The following is a 15,955-nucleotide window of genomic DNA, read 5'->3' on the forward strand; positions in this document are numbered from 1 at the left end:
TATGCCAAAATTATAAATTTTTCTTAAATTATCTAATTTCTAGTCTAAATTATTTTTTATTGAATAATCTTTATGGAAATCAGTTGTTTAGCTTCTTGGATTAAGGGTTTGTTTTGTTTTTTAAGAGTATTTAAGCAAGATCTTTTTGCTTATTTTCTCAAATTTAACGCTTTTGTCAAATCAAAAGGTTATGAGATGCGTTTCATAATCGTTTCGGTGGCTCCTTTATTGTCTTGAATAAACGCTTTGCAGATTTTACTTTTTTCTTCTAGAAAGTTTTTATCATTCAATAATTGGTCAAATACTGCTTTAAGTTCTGTGCTTGTTGATATTGTTAAGCACCCACCAATTCCAACTAAAGCGATAGCTTCTGCAAAATTCGAATAGTTTGGGCCAATTACAATTGGGATTCCAAAAGTAGCAGGTTCTAATATATTATGTATTCCCGGGTTTCCAAATCCGCCTCCTACGTATGCGATCGTTCCATAGCTGTAAATCTTAGTCAAAATGCCAATTGTATCTATTATAAGAACATTATAGTTAGATAAATCTTTGTTTTCTTTTTCTGAGAATAAAACGGTTGATTTTGTGATTTTCAACAAAAGATCTGAAATTTGATCTGGCTTAATATTATGCGGAGCAATAATAAATTTTACATTTTCAGGAGCTTGATTGATGTATTCGGCAATCAAAACTTCGTCTTTTGGCCAAGAGCTTCCAACGACAATTGTTGGTTGGTTATTTTTGAAATTTTCAATAAAATCTAAGCGATTGTCTCTTTCTAAAATAGCATTTACACGATCAAAACGGGTGTCGCCAGAAACAATTACATTTTTAAAACCAAGTGATTCTATTTTTTGTTTAGAGCTTTCATTCTGAACAAAAAAATAGGTGAATGCATTTAATGCTTTTCGGTAAAAACCGCCATACCATTTAAAAAACATTTGATTGTCTCTGAAAATTCCTGAAATTAAATAAGTTGGCGTTTTGCTTTTTTCTAATTCCTTTAAATAGTTTAGCCAGAATTCGTATTTAATAAAAAATGCAAATTCAGGATGAACTAGTTTTAAAAATCTTTTTGCATTGCTTTTAGTGTCAAGTGGTAAATAAATGGTCACATCGGCAACTGTGTTATTTTTACGCACTTCGTATCCAGATGGTGAAAAAAAAGTAACAATAATTTTATGTGAAGGGTATTTTTCTTTGATTTTTTCGATTACCGGAAGGCCTTGTTCGTACTCGCCCAATGAAGCAGAATGAAACCAGATTGTTTTATCTGTTGCTTTAATTTTTTCTTCTAATATTGAAAATACATTTTTTCGCCCTTCAACAAAAAGCTTAATTTTCGGACTAAATAGTGCTATGATTTTTAAGAAAAATCCTGCGATGTAAATGGTTAGATTGTATAAAAAAAGCATGTAATTTTTTTTGCAGCTAAATTACATTTCTTTCGACTATTTTCATTGGTTTGAAGCTATTAATAACTATTTTTGTTCCTCCTTTTAGAGATTTCTGTTAAAAATAGAGTCTTTAATTTTTAAATATTATTCGAAAATGAAAAAAATACAAATGGTTGACTTAAAAAGTCAATACGAGAAAATAAAATCTACTGTAGATGCTTCAATCCAAGAAGTTTTAGATACAAATACTTACATCAACGGACCTTTAGTTCATCAGTTTCAAAAGAATCTTGAAGATTATTTAGGCGCAAAACACGTTATTCCTTGTGCTAATGGTACAGATGCGTTGCAGATTGCGATGATGGGATTAGATTTGAAACCAGGAGACGAAGTTATTACTGCCGATTTTACTTTTGCAGCAACTGTTGAGGTTATTGCATTGTTGCAATTAACTCCAGTTTTAGTTGATGTTGATATGGAAAATATGAACATCGATATCGATGCGGTTAAAAAAGCAATTACTCCAAAAACAAAAGCAATTGTTCCAGTTCATTTATTTGGCCGTGCGGCTAATATGGATGCGATTATGGAAATTGCTAAAGAACATAATCTATATGTAATCGAAGATAACGCACAAGCAATTGGAGCAGATTATATTTCGAAATCTGGATCAAAAGTGAAAGTAGGTACAATTGGTCATGTTGCGGCAACTTCATTCTTTCCTTCTAAAAACCTTGGATGTTATGGAGATGGAGGAGCAATTTTTACAAATGATGATAAATTGGCGCATATTATCCGCGGAATCGTAAATCACGGAATGTATGAGCGTTATCACCACGATGTTGTGGGAGTGAATTCTCGTTTGGATAGTATTCAAGCTGGAGTTTTAAATGCAAAACTGCCTCTTTTAGATGAATATAATAAAGCGCGTCGTTTGGCGGCTACTAAATATAATGCAGCTTTCGCAGGAAATGCAAAAATTATTACTCCTGATTTTGATGCAAACGAAAATGACCACGTTTTTCATCAATATGTATTAAGAATTTTAGATGCAGATAGAAATGCTTTAATGCAGCATTTGTTGGATAAAGGAATTCCGTGTGCAATTTACTATCCAATTCCATTGCATTCTCAAAAAGCATATTTAGATCCTCGTTACAAAGAGGAGCAATTTCCAGTTACGAATCAATTAGTTCAAGAAGTAATTGCTTTGCCAATGCATACTGAACTTGATGACGAACAAATTAAATTTATTACCGATTCTGTTTTAGAATTTTTGAATAAATAAAGATGAGAAAAGGTAGTCTTTTAATTTTAATGATTTTTCTTCAGTTTTCGGTTTTTGCTCAAAAAACGAATTCTAAAGAAGAGAATGCCATTAGCAGTCAAGTCGAAATTTTGCGTCAGGCAATGATTGATGCTGATGGAGCGAAATTGAAAGCGCTAACTTCGGACAAATTAAATTATGTCCACTCAAATGGTAATTTTCAAAATCAAGCTGAATTTATAGAGGGAATAGTAAGTGGAAAATCTGATTTTGTTTCGATCGATTTTCAGAATCAAACTATAACTATTCAGAATGATGTTGCCATAGTTCGACACATTTTATCGGCTCATACCAAAGACGATGGAATAGATCGAGATATTAAAATAGGAATAATGCTCGTTTGGCAGAAACAAAAAGGCAAATGGGTTTTAATTGCAAGACAAGCTTATAAATTAACTACATAAAACAACCACAAAAAAATGAAAGTATTAGTAACAGGAGGATTAGGATTTATCGGTTCTCACACCGTAGTCGAATTGCAAAATGAAGGCTTCGAAGTTGTGATCATTGATAATCTTTCTAATTCTTCAGAAGATGTTTTAAAAGGAATTACAGCGATTACAGGAAAAACGCCTTTATTCGAGAAAATTGATTTAAGAGAGAAAAGTGCTGTTCGGGATTTTTTTAACAAACATAATGATGTTACTGGTGTCATTCATTTTGCCGCTTCAAAAGCAGTTGGTGAAAGTGTTGAACAGCCTTTACTGTATTATGAAAACAACATTAGCAGTTTAGTTTATCTTTTACAAGAGTTACAGCAAAAACCTGAAGCAAGTTTTATTTTTAGTTCTTCTTGTACGGTTTACGGTCAAGCCGAAAAAATGCCGATTACAGAAGATGCTCCAGTGCAAACTGCAATGTCTCCTTACGGAAACACCAAACAGATTGGAGAAGAAATCATTACGGATACAGCTAAAGTTACTAATATCAGTGCTATTTTATTGCGCTACTTTAATCCAGTTGGAGCACACGAATCTGTACAGATTGGTGAATTACCGTTGGGAGTTCCTCAAAATTTAGTTCCGTTTATTACACAAACCGGAGTAGGTTTACGTCAGGAATTATCTGTTTTTGGAAATGATTATCCAACGCCAGACGGAACTGCTGTTCGCGATTACATTCACGTTGTAGATTTGGCAAAAGCGCACGTAATTGCTTTAAAACGTTTGTTAGATAAAAAGAATCTGGCAAAAGTGGAAACTTTCAATTTAGGAACAGGAAAAGGAAGTTCTGTTCTAGAAGTCATTAATAGTTTTGAAAAAGTCAGCGGTAAAGAATTGCCTTACAAGATGATGCCGCGTCGTGAAGGCGATATCACTGAGGCTTATGCAAATACAGACAAGGCAAATAATGTCTTAGGATGGAAGGCTGAACTAAGTTTGGATGAAGCAATGGCAAGCGCATGGAAATGGGAACAAAAAGTGAGGAATAAGTAATTTTTTAATAAAATTATAAATTTTTAAGATCCCAGATTATAGCAATATAGTTTGGGATTTTTTTTTTAAAGGGCATTTTATGAAACAGAATTTAGATTATAAATTAATATTTGCCTTAGCGGCTGTTGGAATTATTTGGGGAACTACCTTTTTAGGTATTAGAGTTGCGGTTGAAACGATTCCGCCTTGGTTTGTGACTTCAATTCGTCAAGGATTGGCGGGATTGATTATGATGACCATTTTATTGTTCAAAAAAGAATTGAAATGGATTGGCTGGGAAAATTTAAAACATCAGCTTGTTCCTTCTATTTTAATGATTGTAGTGGCAAATGGTTTTACAACCGTTGCAGAACAGACTGTGCCAAGCGGACTGGCTTCGGTAATTAGTGCTATGGCTCCTATACTTATTTTTCTGGGCAGTATTTTATTTAAATTACAAAAACCAAGTTTAAGAGGATTTATTGGAGTTATAATAGGGTTTTCGGGAGTGGTTTTTATATTTAAAGATGGGCTCGGATCTTTTTTAGATGCCGATTACAGAATTGGAATGATGTTTATGGGATTTGCGATTACTGCTTGGGCTGGTGGAACAATTTATACCAAAATTCATGGGAATAAATCTAAAAATATCGTTCTTAATTTATTTTACCAGTTTACAATGGCTTCATGCATTCAGATTGTTTTAGCATTCATTTTTTCGCCCACTATTGATGTGAGTTTATGGAGTACTAAAAGTATTTTAGCAGCATTGTATTTGTCGATTTTCGGATCTGTAATTGCTTTTTTTAGTTATAATTATGCGCTAAAACACGTTACACCGGTTCAGGTTTCTATTTTGGCATATATCAACACCATAATTGCGGTATTTTTTGGCTGGCTGATTTTAGATGAAAAAATTACAATTGATTTTATAATCGCAACTATCCTGATCATTTTGGGAGTTTTTATTATTAATTACAAAAAGAAGGAAAAGAAAACTTTATAATTTTGATTTAGTTTATTTTGTAAATTTGTAAGATTAAAATGTAGGAATAATGAGTTCGGATAAAGAAAATGAAAAGAAAGATAAGGTTGAAGAGCCAGCAGTTGAATACGAAGCTCAAAAACCTAAATTTAAAGGTATAGATCATGAAACTTTTGATTTTGACGCTGAATTTGCAAAAGGATTAACACCCGAGGAGTTTAAAGCTGAAATGTCTAAAAGAATAAAAGCTTATCCTTGGAAAAAGTAATTTTTACAGATTCAGTTCTTGAATATATTTTGAGTATTTAGTTGTTTCTCAAGAAGAAATTAATTGCTGAAATAAGCAAAGAAACTTAAAAGAACGAGAATTATTAATTCTATAATATTAACAAATTTTAAATCAGCTTTCTCTACTAAAATTCGATCAACTGCGATGAAAATAAGAGAGCTAATAACAAGAGCTATAGAAAATAAAGCGCCTAGACTAGCTCCACCTTTTAGTGTTATAGCGTACAAAGTAAATGAAGTTCCGATAATTATACTCAATATTCCTAAAATTGAGAAAATAGTAGGTTTTTGAATGATATTATTAAAAAAATCTTTCATTGTATGTTTTGTTTATAAAATTAAAATAAAATCCTCATAAACTTATCAAAGCATATGAGGATTTATTGTTTTATACAGTTAACAACTGAAAACTGTCACTGCGACTGAATACTAATTAAGCATTCGCAACAGCAGCTTCTTTATCAATTTTGTTAATCAAACCAGTTAAAACTTTTCCAGGACCAACTTCAGTAAACAAAGTCGCACCGTCAGCGATCATTTGCTGTACAGATTGTGTCCATCTTACAGGAGCAGTCAATTGAATGATTAAGTTCTTTTTAATTTCGTTAGCATCAGAAACTGCATTTGCAGTTACATTTTGATACACAGGGCAAATTGGAGTAGAGAAAGTAGTTGCTTCAATTGCAGCAGCCAATTCTTCTCTTGCAGGTTCCATCATTGGAGAGTGGAAAGCACCTCCAACAGGTAAAATTAAAGCACGTTTTGCTCCAGCAGCTTTCATAGCTTCACAAGCTTTTTCAACAGCAGTAGTTTCACCAGAAATTACTAATTGTCCAGGGCAGTTATAGTTAGCTGCAACCACAACTCCGTCGATAGAAGCACAAACTTCTTCCACAACATTATCAGCTAGACCTAAAACTGCAGCCATTGTTGACGGAGTGATTTCGCAAGCTTTCTGCATTGCTAAAGCGCGTTGAGAAACTAATTTTAAACCATCTTCAAAAGACAAAGTTCCATTAGCAACCAAAGCAGAAAATTCTCCTAATGAGTGTCCTGCAACCATTTCAGGTTTGAAATCTTCTAAAGTTTTAGCTAAAATAACAGAGTGTAAGAATACTGCAGGCTGTGTAACTTTAGTTTCTTTTAGTTCTTCGGCAGTACCTTCAAACATGATATCTGTAATTCTGAAACCTAGAATTTCATTTGCTTTTTCGAATAATTCTTTGGCTAAAGCCGAATTTTCATAAAGGTCTTTACCCATTCCTGTGAACTGTGCACCCTGACCCGGAAATACGTATGCTTTCATTTGTCTAATTTGTTTTTTATTTTTTTGAATTGAAAATTAGCTTCAATTGAAAGGCAAAAATAATACTTTTTTATTTCGAATAATCCTTAAACATATAAATCCATGCTAATCTGGAAAAACGAAGGTTAAAAGGTGTGAGCAAAGTGATAGAAACTGCAATAATTGGAAGGATTCTTAAATCGAAATTTTTCTCAAAGAAAAACTGCGCAATACAATACGTTGCAATTCCTTGGGCTACACTTAATCCGTAGTTTACATACATAGCGCCAAAGAAATAACCAGGTTCTTTTTGAAATTTATAATTGCAATGACTGCAGTATTCATTCATTTTTGGAAAACTGAAATTCAGGAAGATATTTTTGTCTGTAAAAACTTTTCCTTTATGACAAACAGGACATTCGTTTTTTAAAATATGAGTTAATGTGCTTGACATGATATTGTTAATTTTTGTTTAAACAAAGGTAATTCAGAACCTTATAGAAGTCTTTTTAGTATCTTCGCTTATTGTAGCACAATAAAGACATTCTTGATTTGAATTTCAAAAGAATAAATTCCAAATTACAAAATGAAAAAATATCCTATTTATAGTGTTCAGAATTTTAGCTGTAACGACATTCATCGTGATTTTTATGTAAATACTTTTACCGAACATCTCAAAAATCACAGTTTTATAGAAGAACCACATCGACATGACTCTTATTTGATGGTATTTTTTACAAAAGGTTCTGGATTGCATGAAGTCGATTTTGATCAGTTTGAAATCAAAAGAGGAAGTCTGTTTGTGCTACAACCAGGACAAATGCATCATTGGAATTTATCTGAAGATGTTGAAGGTTTTGTAATTATCTTTTCGCAGGAATTGTACAATCTGTATTTCGGACAGAAAAAGATTAACGATTATAACTTTTATCATTCCATACAAAATCGACCAGAAATGGTTTTTGAAGAAAAAGAAATTCCTAAAATTCTTCCATATTTCGATTTGTTGATTCAAGAAAATAGCCAAAACAACAAATTTCAGTTGGACAAATTACTAAATTTATTGGATTGTATTCATATCGAAGTAGCCAGAAAATATGGAGAAACCTATTCGCATCAAACTCATTCATACAATATTAAGATCAATAAGTTTGAATCTCTTTTAGAAGAATATTTCACAACCCAAAAATTACCTTCGTTTTATGCGGAAAAGCTAAATATTACGCTGAAACATTTAAATAGAATCTGTAACGAAATCCTTCAAAAAACTGCTACAGAGGTAATTATGGATAGAGTAATTCTAGAAATAAAACGAATGTTGATCGATAAACAATTGGCAGTAAACGAAGTTGCCTTTAAGGTTGGTTACGAAGACTATTCCTATTTCTCTCGCTTCTTCAAAAAGCAAACAGGAATGTCGCCGACTGAATTTAGAAACACAGTGCGATGAATTTTGAGGTTTGCCACTAATTACGCGAATTTCCACGAATTATTTTTTAGTCACAGATTAAAAAGATTATTTGGATTTCTAATCTGTGGAAATCTTTTAAATCTGTGGCAAAATTTTCGGCTTTGAGAGAAAAAAATTATGGGAATTCGTGTAATTCGTGGCAAACAAAAAGCCCTGCAAATGCAGGGCCTCAATAACCAACCAATTAAATCTAAAACCAAATAGATTAGGCTTGTTTTACAAATTGTAATTCAATGTTCAAACGAACTTCTTCGCCTACTAAAACACCACCTGTTTCAAGAGCTGAGTTCCAGTTTAAACCCCAATCTTTACGATTAATTTTTCCTTCTATGCTTAAACCAACTTTTGTATTTCCCCAAGGGTCAGTCATAGTTCCGCTAAATTCTACTGGGAATTTTACTGTTTTAGAAACACCTTTAATGTTTAAATCTCCAGTTAACTCATAATCACCAGCATCAATTTTTTTGAAAGATGAAGCTTTGAAAGTCAATTTTGGATTGTTTTCTACATCAAAAAAGTCAGCACTTCTTAAATGTCCGTCTCTGTCTGCATTTGCAGTATCGATTGAAGCAATATCGCCAGAAAATTCGATAGCAGCATTTTCGAAGTTGTCTCCGTCTGTAGTAATTGTAGCATCATAAGTTCCAAATTTTCCTGAAACATTTGTAAACATCATGTGTTTAACTTTAAAACCAATTTCTGAGTGAGTTGGGTCAATTGACCATTTTGTAGTTGCCATAATTTTATTTTTTTAAATAATTAATTTGTTTCATTTTGATAGGACAAAGTTACGGTGACAGTTGTCCTAGAGCACTTAACCTAGATTAAGAAATGAAAAATGTGATAATTTTTTGGTTATCACATTTTGTGTTTTGTTGTCTCTCTGAGTAAAGTCGAAGAATTATTTTTTATCATTCATATAAAATGTCAGCGCTCCCGACGGACATTTATTAACAGTAGAAATAATTTTCTCAGTAGTAGATTGTTCTGGAGTAATCCACGGTTTTTCTTTTGGACGAAAAACATCTGGATTATTTTTGACACAATTAGCAGAATGAATGCATTTTCCCGATTGCCATACAATTGTGACTTCTCCGTTTGTATATTCTTTAGTGAGGTTATTTGGATTCATGGTTTAAAATTTTAAGGATTAGTTTAATTTTAAAGTCAGACCAATTTTTTACTTATAAAGTTAGTCTTTCTTTTTTGAAATGGAATAAAAAAAGAAACGATAATAATCTGATTTTCAGATTTATTATCGTTTCAAAGTACAGGTATTAATTGTTTTTGTTTGAATTAATAATTCATCGGAATGTCCATTAGTAAAAATTCAGCATCTGTATTGGCTTTAATGTTTAAAGTATCAGTTCCTGAAATTCCAACTGCATCACGAGAGTTTAATTCCTGACCGTTGATGGTTACATTTCCTTTTAAAACGAAAGCATAAACTCCGTTTCCTTCTTTTTTGATTTTATATTCAGCAGTAACTCCAGAGTCGAAATTCCCCATATTAAACCAAGCATCTTGGTGAATCCAAACCCCTTCATCATCTGCATTTGGAGATAAAACCTGAGACAATTTATTATGTCTGTCAGCAACATCTAAAGTAATTTGCTGATATCGTGGCGTAACATTTCTTTTGTTTGGAAACAACCAAATCTGCAATAACTTAGTCTGCTGATCTGCATTTGGGTTAAACTCACTATGTTGAATTCCAGTTCCGGCACTCATCACCTGAATATCTCCGTTTTTAATTACTTCAGTATTTCCCATACTGTCTTTATGAGCCAAATCACCTTTCAATGGAATTGTAATAATCTCCATATTATCGTGAGGGTGAGTTCCAAAACCCATTCCAGCAGCAATTGTATCATCGTTCAAAACACGAAGCGCTCCAAACTGAATTCTATCAGGATTGTACCAGCTCGCAAAACTAAAGCTATGATAAGCGTTCAACCATCCGTGATTTGCGTTTCCTCTTGTGTCTGCTTTGTGCAATACTATATTTTCCATGATTTTGTCCTTTTGTTATTTTTATAGTACAAAGATACGGTCGATGTAGACGAAAAGCACTTAATGTAGATTAAGAAAAGATTCTGAGGTTCTAAGATGCTGAGATACTAAGTTTTTTTCTGGAGCAGAAGTTTTCGTTTTCAAAAGACGTCTAGTCCCGCTATCCGTTGCAATCTTTTGTGGTGAACCCCACCACAAAAGGATTTCCACTTCTATCGGGGCTATTTTAGAAGTTTTAGTTTTTATAAGAAAGTGCGAAGGGGCAAAGTTGAAGAGGTTCAAAGGCTTTACCTCAAAGTAACCATATGGTTTGTCATTTCGACGAAGGAGAAATCTTCGCAAGTAACTCTACAAAGATTGGAAATTATAGAGTTTTTTTAGCTTCAAAGTAGCCACACAGTTTTGTCATTCCGAGGAACGAGGAATCTCCGCAAGTAAATCCGCATAGCATGTCGCCAATCTTTGTCGAGCTTCTCGCGGAGATTCCTCGTTCCTCGGAATGACAAATAGGACGTGATAAAAGGATAGAGTTAAATTATTTAATCCTAATCAATTTTCCTTTCCCAACCACTATATCAAGATAATTCATAGCTGGATGTTTCTTGTCATGCATGAAAAAAGGAATAGTATCTTTTTTAATCTGATCTTTTGGAATACTTATAATCAAATCAGTATTAATGAAATTATCCAATAGTATCACATTACCATAAGAAACTTTCCCTTTTGGCAGATATTTATTATCAAACTTAAAAATACTATCGCCAAAAGTAATTTTATCTTTTAAAATATACGCACCTTCATCTTCAATTAAATAATTGTATCGGCCAGTAAGTTTATCTGTTTTCTGGTTAAAGCTGATAAAAAACAGAGTGATTATTATAGCAAAATATTTCATGGCATTCTAACTGTATTGATTTATAAACTGCTGTACAACAGTATCCGTATTTTCATGGCGTTTCTCTCTTTCCAAAACTGTCGGTGGAGCACTTCGTTCCAAACAATCTTGTACAGCACAAGTTTCGCAAGTTACACCAACAATTCGTTTCACCAAAGGTTTCCCATCAATGAATTTGAATTTCTTTTTCATCGTCGGATTAATCAAGATTCCAACCGAAATGCTTCTAATATAATTTTCTGCAAAAGGATCTTTTGTTGCCGATGAAAAAACCAAATATTCGTTTCCGCTATTGGCGTAACTCGATATTTGAGCATCAAAAAAATGAGATTTGTTTTGTTTGATCGCTTCGTCAATCGTTTTAACCGAAACCCATCTTCTGCAATAATGCTCGTTGGTTTCATTGGCATGTGGTTCCTGTTGGTGCGTGATGTGTAATTCTTTATTTATCTGGTAAAAATCAGAACCAATTTTATGGGATAATCTTAAAAAGAATAAGTTTTTTAGCTGAAAATCTTTTGGTAATAAATTGGTCAATCGCTGATAAAAAGATTCTGGCGAAACCTCAAAACTTTCAATTAATTGAACAAATTCTTCTGGTTTCGGATTTTCATTTTCTAGAAAATTATTGATTTTATCTACAACTAATTTTCTTGGCAATAATAAAGCGCCTGCAAAATAAGAGGCATAAAAATTATTTAAAACCTGATCGAAATTTTCAAACTTGATCCAACTGAATGTCAGCAAACGATCTGAAATTTTTAAATAATTATAGGCGATTTCTTTAGCTAGAATAAAAGCTTTCTGTGGAGCGTCGAGTTCTGTAGAAAGCAATAAAGTTCTGCTTTTCGGAACATAAATCGAACGCAAATCATCTAAAGCTTCCTGATCTGTAAAAGCAATTTCTTTAATGTTGTATTCGTATTCTTCTTTTAAAATCGATTCCAGTTCTTCAACGCTGATTTTAGAATCCAAATTGATTTGAAACGATTTAGAAAACGCGATTACTTTTTCCTCTAAATCTTCAAAATAATTGCTGTGCGCTTCCTGATACGAGCGTAAAGCGGCTAAAAAGAAGCTCTCACGGCTTAAATTATAATGCTGTGCAATTTCGATAATGGTACTAATGAATGCATTGACTTTGGCTGGAGCATTCGCAATAATATCAATTAAATCGGCTTCCTGAATTCCGAAAAGCTCTAGTGGAATTTCTTTTAAAATTCCTGATTTCAAGATTTCGCCAATAGGAGCGAGGTTGTTATCGAGTTTTAAAGACACCATTTGGTCATAAGTCACGTCCAAATGTTCGCATAAAAGCAAAATTTTATCGGTTTTGGGATATTTTTTTCCCTTTTCAATCTCGTTTAAATACGATTTTGAAAGATTAGTCAGTTTGGCCAGGCCAAAAAGAGACAAGTTTTTCTGTGTACGAACTTGTTTCATTTTTAGCCCAAAAATCAGCTTTATATAGTCTTTTTCGATATCCATAATTCAAATGTAAGTAATCTAAAAATAATCGCCAAAAAAATATTTTTAAAATTTAGCGAACGTTCGCTTGTTTTGTAAAAAACTTTTTTATAACATTGTATCGTTGAAACTTATTAATTATGAATTAGTTATGATTAATGTGTTTTGATTCGACGAAAATGATTGAATAGAAAATCTGTTTAATCAAATTAAAAATTAAAATCTGCAGCTATGAAAAACCAATTAGAAATCACTGAAATGGCTATAGAATTCCTAGCCGACAAAAAGCTTGCTTATCCAAAAATCTGGACAGAAGAAGCGACTGCGTTTATTATCGAATTGCACAAAAAATTCGAATCGCAAAGAAAATTATTGCTTTTGCAGAGAGAACAGAAACAAGTCACTTTTGATCAGGGAATCATGCCGGTTTTTATTCCAGAAACCAAAAGCATCAGAGAAAGTAATTGGACAGCTGGAGAAATTCCGAAAGATTTACAAGACAGAAGAGTTGAAATTACTGGACCAGTTGACCGAAAAATGATTATCAATGCTTTGAATTCTGGTGCTAAAACTTTTATGGCAGATTTTGAAGACAGCACTTCACCAACCTGGCAAAACTTGATGGATGGACAAATGAATTTAATAGATGCCGTTAATAAAACCATCACATTTACTGATTTGGTGAAACAGAAATCGTATCATTTAAATGAAAAAATTGCCACGCTGATTGTTCGTCCAAGAGGTTTGCATTTGCCAGAAAAGCATGTTTTGATTGAAGGAAAAGAGGTTTCAGGTTCTTTGGTAGATTTTGGTTTGTATGTTTTTCATAATCATAAACGACTTTTAGAAAACAATTCTGGACCGTATTTCTACATTCCGAAATTGGAACATTATCTAGAAGCAAGATGGTGGAATACTGTAATTGATTTTACTGAAGATTATCTAAATCTGAAACGTGGAACTATAAAAGTGACTGTTTTAATTGAAACCATAACCGCAAGTTTTCAGTTGGATGAAATCATTTACGAATTGAAAGAGCACATTGTTGGCTTGAACTGCGGACGCTGGGATTATATTTTCTCTTACATCAAAAAGTTTAGAAAAAATCCAAAATACATTGTTCCAGATCGTGATCAGGTAAATATGACTTCGCCTTTTATGAATGCGTATTCAAATCTAGTAATTCAAAGATGCCATAAACGAGGAATTCATGCGATTGGCGGAATGGCTGCACAGATTCCGATTCGAAATAATGAAGAAGCCAATGCTATCGCTTTCGCAAAAGTGAAAACTGATAAAGAGCGTGAAGTTCGAAACGGTCATGACGGAACTTGGGTGGCACATCCAGATTTGGTTGCCATTGCAAAAGAAGTTTTTGATAAAGGAATGCCAACTCCAAATCAGATTCACGTAAAAAGAGAATATCGAAAAATTACAGAAGCCGATTTAATCGAACCGCCAATTGGATTGATCACAGAAAATGGCGTTCGAAAAAACATCAATGTAGCCGTTTTATATTTGGCTTCATGGCTAAACGGACAAGGTGCGGCAGCTTTGCATAATTTAATGGAAGATGCTGCAACAGCCGAAATTTCGAGATCGCAATTGTGGCAATGGCTTCAAAATAAAGTGATTTTGGATAACGGACGAAAATTAGATTTGGCTTATTATCATGAATTGGCTTTAGATGAATTTAGAAAACTCAAAGAAGAAGTAGGAGCAGAAAATCACGAAAAACAGCAGTTTCCATTAGCGGAAAAATTACTGGAAAGATTAGTTGTAAACCTGCATTTTGTGGATTTCCTTACTATTCCGTGCTACAAATATTTATAAATTTTTAAACACACAGAAACATAGATTTTTAGTTTTTAATGAAGAAAGGAAGAAGAAAAAATCTAGATTTTCACACATAGCTATGTGCATTGAAACAAGTGAAACGCCTTTTAACTCAAAGCATAACTATGTTTCTATGTGTTAAAAAAAAGTCACAGTTAAAAACTGAACACTAAAAAACGAACCACTTTAACTAAACTATATTATGAAAACAACAGAAGACAGAATTCAGGAATTGATTAACGATTGGATTACGAACCCGAGATGGAAAGGCGTTGAGCGTCCTTACACTGCGAGTGAAGTAGTAACGCTTCAAGGGTCTTATAAAATTGAGCATTCTATTGCAAAAATGGGTGCAGAGAAATTATGGAGAAAGTTAAAAAGTCAGGATTATGTTGCGGGTTTGGGAGCGTTGACTGGAAATCAAGCGATTCAGGAAGTTGATGCAGGTTTAGAAGCGATTTATTTAAGCGGATGGCAGGTTGCTGCTGATGCAAATCTGGCGGGAGAAATGTATCCTGATCAATCGCTTTACCCGGTAAATAGCGTTCCGATGGTGGTGAAAAAAATCAACAACGCTTTATTGCGTGCCGATCAGATTCAGACTGTAAATAATATTGAAGATAAAAAAGATTATTTAGTACCAATTGTAGCTGATGCTGAAGCAGGTTTTGGAGGAAACTTAAATGCTTTCGAATTAATGAAATCTATGATTGAAGCGGGAGCTTCTGGAGTTCATTTTGAAGACCAGCTGAGTTCTGCTAAAAAATGTGGGCACTTAGGCGGAAAAGTTTTAGTTCCAACGCAAGAAGCCATTAACAAATTGATTGCGGCTAGATTGGCTTCAGATGTTATGGGTGTTTCAACTTTAATTGTTGCCCGAACAGATGCCGATGCAGCTAATTTATTAACTAGTGATGCAGATCCAAGAGATAGAAAGTTTTTAACGGGCGAGAAAACTGCTGAAGGTTTCTTCTACGTAAAAAACGGAATCGACCAGGGAATTGCGAGAGGTTTAAGCTACGCGCCGTATGCCGATTTAATTTGGATGGAAACCAGTAATCCGGATTTGGATTATGCGAGAAAATTTGCAAAAGCAATGAAAAAAGAATTCCCAGATAAAATGCTGGCGTATAATTGTTCTCCGTCTTTCAACTGGGCTGCAAAATTATCTGTTGCCGAAATGGAAACGTTCAGAGAAGATTTGGCTGCAATGGGTTATAGTTTCCAGTTCATTACTTTGGCGGGATTCCATGCTTTGAACACAAGTATGTTCGAATTATCTAAAGCTTATAAAGAACGAGGAATGGCTGGATATTCTGAATTGCAGGAAAGAGAATTCGCTTTACAGAAAAACGGATTCAGAGCAGTAAAACACCAGGCTTTTGTTGGAACTTCTTATTTTGATGCCGTTCAGAACACAGTAATGTTAGGAAAATCAGCAATAACGGCGATGGAACATTCTACAGAGGTTGAGCAATTTTAATTCTTTTTTTTAACCATTAAGATATTAAGAAAGTTAAGCTTTATATTCTTAAAAAATAAGAAAGATTAAGTCAAGCTTAATGAATCTTAA

17 protein-coding genes are annotated in these 15,955 nt (G+C 33.4%); 8 read left to right on the forward strand and 9 right to left on the reverse strand.

From position 1 onward, the window contains the following. Window positions 1-188: 188 nt before the first annotated feature. Window positions 189-1,418 carry a 3-deoxy-D-manno-octulosonic acid transferase gene (locus PQ463_RS21645; RefSeq protein ID WP_274255435.1) on the reverse strand — a complete coding sequence of 410 codons (1,230 nt, stop codon included), beginning with the start codon at window positions 1,416-1,418 and terminating at the stop codon, window positions 189-191. A gap of 136 nt (window positions 1,419-1,554) precedes the next feature. Between PQ463_RS21645 and PQ463_RS21650 the strand changes: the two genes are divergently transcribed. From PQ463_RS21650 to PQ463_RS21670, 5 genes are all read left to right on the forward strand, one after another. Beyond that, on the forward strand, window positions 1,555-2,688 hold the full coding sequence (locus PQ463_RS21650; RefSeq protein ID WP_274255437.1) for a DegT/DnrJ/EryC1/StrS family aminotransferase: 1,134 nt from the start codon (window positions 1,555-1,557) through the stop codon (window positions 2,686-2,688). Window positions 2,689-2,690: 2 nt separating this feature from the next. Continuing rightward, the gene (locus PQ463_RS21655) at window positions 2,691-3,131 is read left to right on the forward strand and encodes a nuclear transport factor 2 family protein (RefSeq protein ID WP_274255439.1); all 441 of its coding nucleotides are present in this window, start codon (window positions 2,691-2,693) and stop codon (window positions 3,129-3,131) included. Between the two features lie 15 nt (window positions 3,132-3,146). Next, window positions 3,147-4,163 (forward strand): UDP-glucose 4-epimerase GalE, encoded by a 1,017-nt coding sequence (gene galE / locus PQ463_RS21660; protein ID WP_274255440.1) that lies wholly within the window; start codon window positions 3,147-3,149, stop codon window positions 4,161-4,163. A 79-nt stretch (window positions 4,164-4,242) separates the two neighbouring features. Further along, window positions 4,243-5,148: a DMT family transporter gene (locus PQ463_RS21665; protein WP_274255441.1), complete on the forward strand. Its 906-nt coding sequence runs from the start codon at window positions 4,243-4,245 to the stop codon at window positions 5,146-5,148. Window positions 5,149-5,197: 49 nt separating this feature from the next. Beyond that, window positions 5,198-5,395, forward strand: coding sequence for a hypothetical protein (locus tag PQ463_RS21670; protein WP_274255442.1), 198 nt, complete (start codon window positions 5,198-5,200; stop codon window positions 5,393-5,395). Between the two features lie 59 nt (window positions 5,396-5,454). On the opposite strand, the gene PQ463_RS21675 is transcribed toward PQ463_RS21670, so the two are convergent. From PQ463_RS21675 to PQ463_RS21685, 3 genes are all read right to left on the reverse strand, one after another. Next, the gene (locus PQ463_RS21675; RefSeq protein WP_274255443.1) at window positions 5,455-5,733 is read right to left on the reverse strand and encodes a hypothetical protein; all 279 of its coding nucleotides are present in this window, start codon (window positions 5,731-5,733) and stop codon (window positions 5,455-5,457) included. 115 nt (window positions 5,734-5,848) lie between these two features. Further along, window positions 5,849-6,721 carry an ACP S-malonyltransferase gene (gene fabD / locus PQ463_RS21680; protein ID WP_111364962.1) on the reverse strand — a complete coding sequence of 291 codons (873 nt, stop codon included), beginning with the start codon at window positions 6,719-6,721 and terminating at the stop codon, window positions 5,849-5,851. Window positions 6,722-6,791: 70 nt separating this feature from the next. Beyond that, the gene (locus PQ463_RS21685) at window positions 6,792-7,154 is read right to left on the reverse strand and encodes a DUF983 domain-containing protein (RefSeq protein WP_274255444.1); all 363 of its coding nucleotides are present in this window, start codon (window positions 7,152-7,154) and stop codon (window positions 6,792-6,794) included. A gap of 132 nt (window positions 7,155-7,286) precedes the next feature. On the opposite strand from PQ463_RS21685, the gene PQ463_RS21690 reads away from it, so the two are divergent. After that, on the forward strand, window positions 7,287-8,150 hold the full coding sequence (locus PQ463_RS21690; RefSeq protein WP_274255446.1) for a helix-turn-helix domain-containing protein: 864 nt from the start codon (window positions 7,287-7,289) through the stop codon (window positions 8,148-8,150). Window positions 8,151-8,376: 226 nt separating this feature from the next. On the opposite strand, the gene PQ463_RS21695 is transcribed toward PQ463_RS21690, so the two are convergent. From PQ463_RS21695 to PQ463_RS21715, 5 genes are all read right to left on the reverse strand, one after another. Continuing rightward, window positions 8,377-8,910, reverse strand: coding sequence for a YceI family protein (locus PQ463_RS21695; RefSeq protein ID WP_111422686.1), 534 nt, complete (start codon window positions 8,908-8,910; stop codon window positions 8,377-8,379). 162 nt (window positions 8,911-9,072) lie between these two features. Beyond that, complete coding sequence (locus PQ463_RS21700; protein ID WP_111376707.1) at window positions 9,073-9,303, reverse strand: (4Fe-4S)-binding protein; 231 nt, start codon at window positions 9,301-9,303, stop codon at window positions 9,073-9,075. Window positions 9,304-9,467: 164 nt separating this feature from the next. Next, window positions 9,468-10,184, reverse strand: coding sequence for a pirin family protein (locus tag PQ463_RS21705; RefSeq protein WP_274255447.1), 717 nt, complete (start codon window positions 10,182-10,184; stop codon window positions 9,468-9,470). A 535-nt stretch (window positions 10,185-10,719) separates the two neighbouring features. After that, the gene (locus tag PQ463_RS21710) at window positions 10,720-11,079 is read right to left on the reverse strand and encodes a hypothetical protein (protein WP_274255448.1); all 360 of its coding nucleotides are present in this window, start codon (window positions 11,077-11,079) and stop codon (window positions 10,720-10,722) included. Between the two features lie 6 nt (window positions 11,080-11,085). Further along, window positions 11,086-12,567 carry a helix-turn-helix domain-containing protein gene (locus PQ463_RS21715; protein ID WP_274255449.1) on the reverse strand — a complete coding sequence of 494 codons (1,482 nt, stop codon included), beginning with the start codon at window positions 12,565-12,567 and terminating at the stop codon, window positions 11,086-11,088. A gap of 210 nt (window positions 12,568-12,777) precedes the next feature. Here PQ463_RS21715 and aceB point away from each other — a divergent pair, with 210 nt between their 5' ends. Then, on the forward strand, window positions 12,778-14,379 hold the full coding sequence (aceB, locus tag PQ463_RS21720) for a malate synthase A (protein ID WP_274255450.1): 1,602 nt from the start codon (window positions 12,778-12,780) through the stop codon (window positions 14,377-14,379). 205 nt (window positions 14,380-14,584) lie between these two features. Further along, the gene (gene aceA / locus PQ463_RS21725) at window positions 14,585-15,865 is read left to right on the forward strand and encodes an isocitrate lyase (RefSeq protein ID WP_274255451.1); all 1,281 of its coding nucleotides are present in this window, start codon (window positions 14,585-14,587) and stop codon (window positions 15,863-15,865) included. Window positions 15,866-15,955: the final 90 nt, after the last annotated feature.

The organism is Flavobacterium sp. KACC 22763 (assembly GCF_028736155.1).
GTDB lineage: Bacteria > Bacteroidota > Bacteroidia > Flavobacteriales > Flavobacteriaceae > Flavobacterium.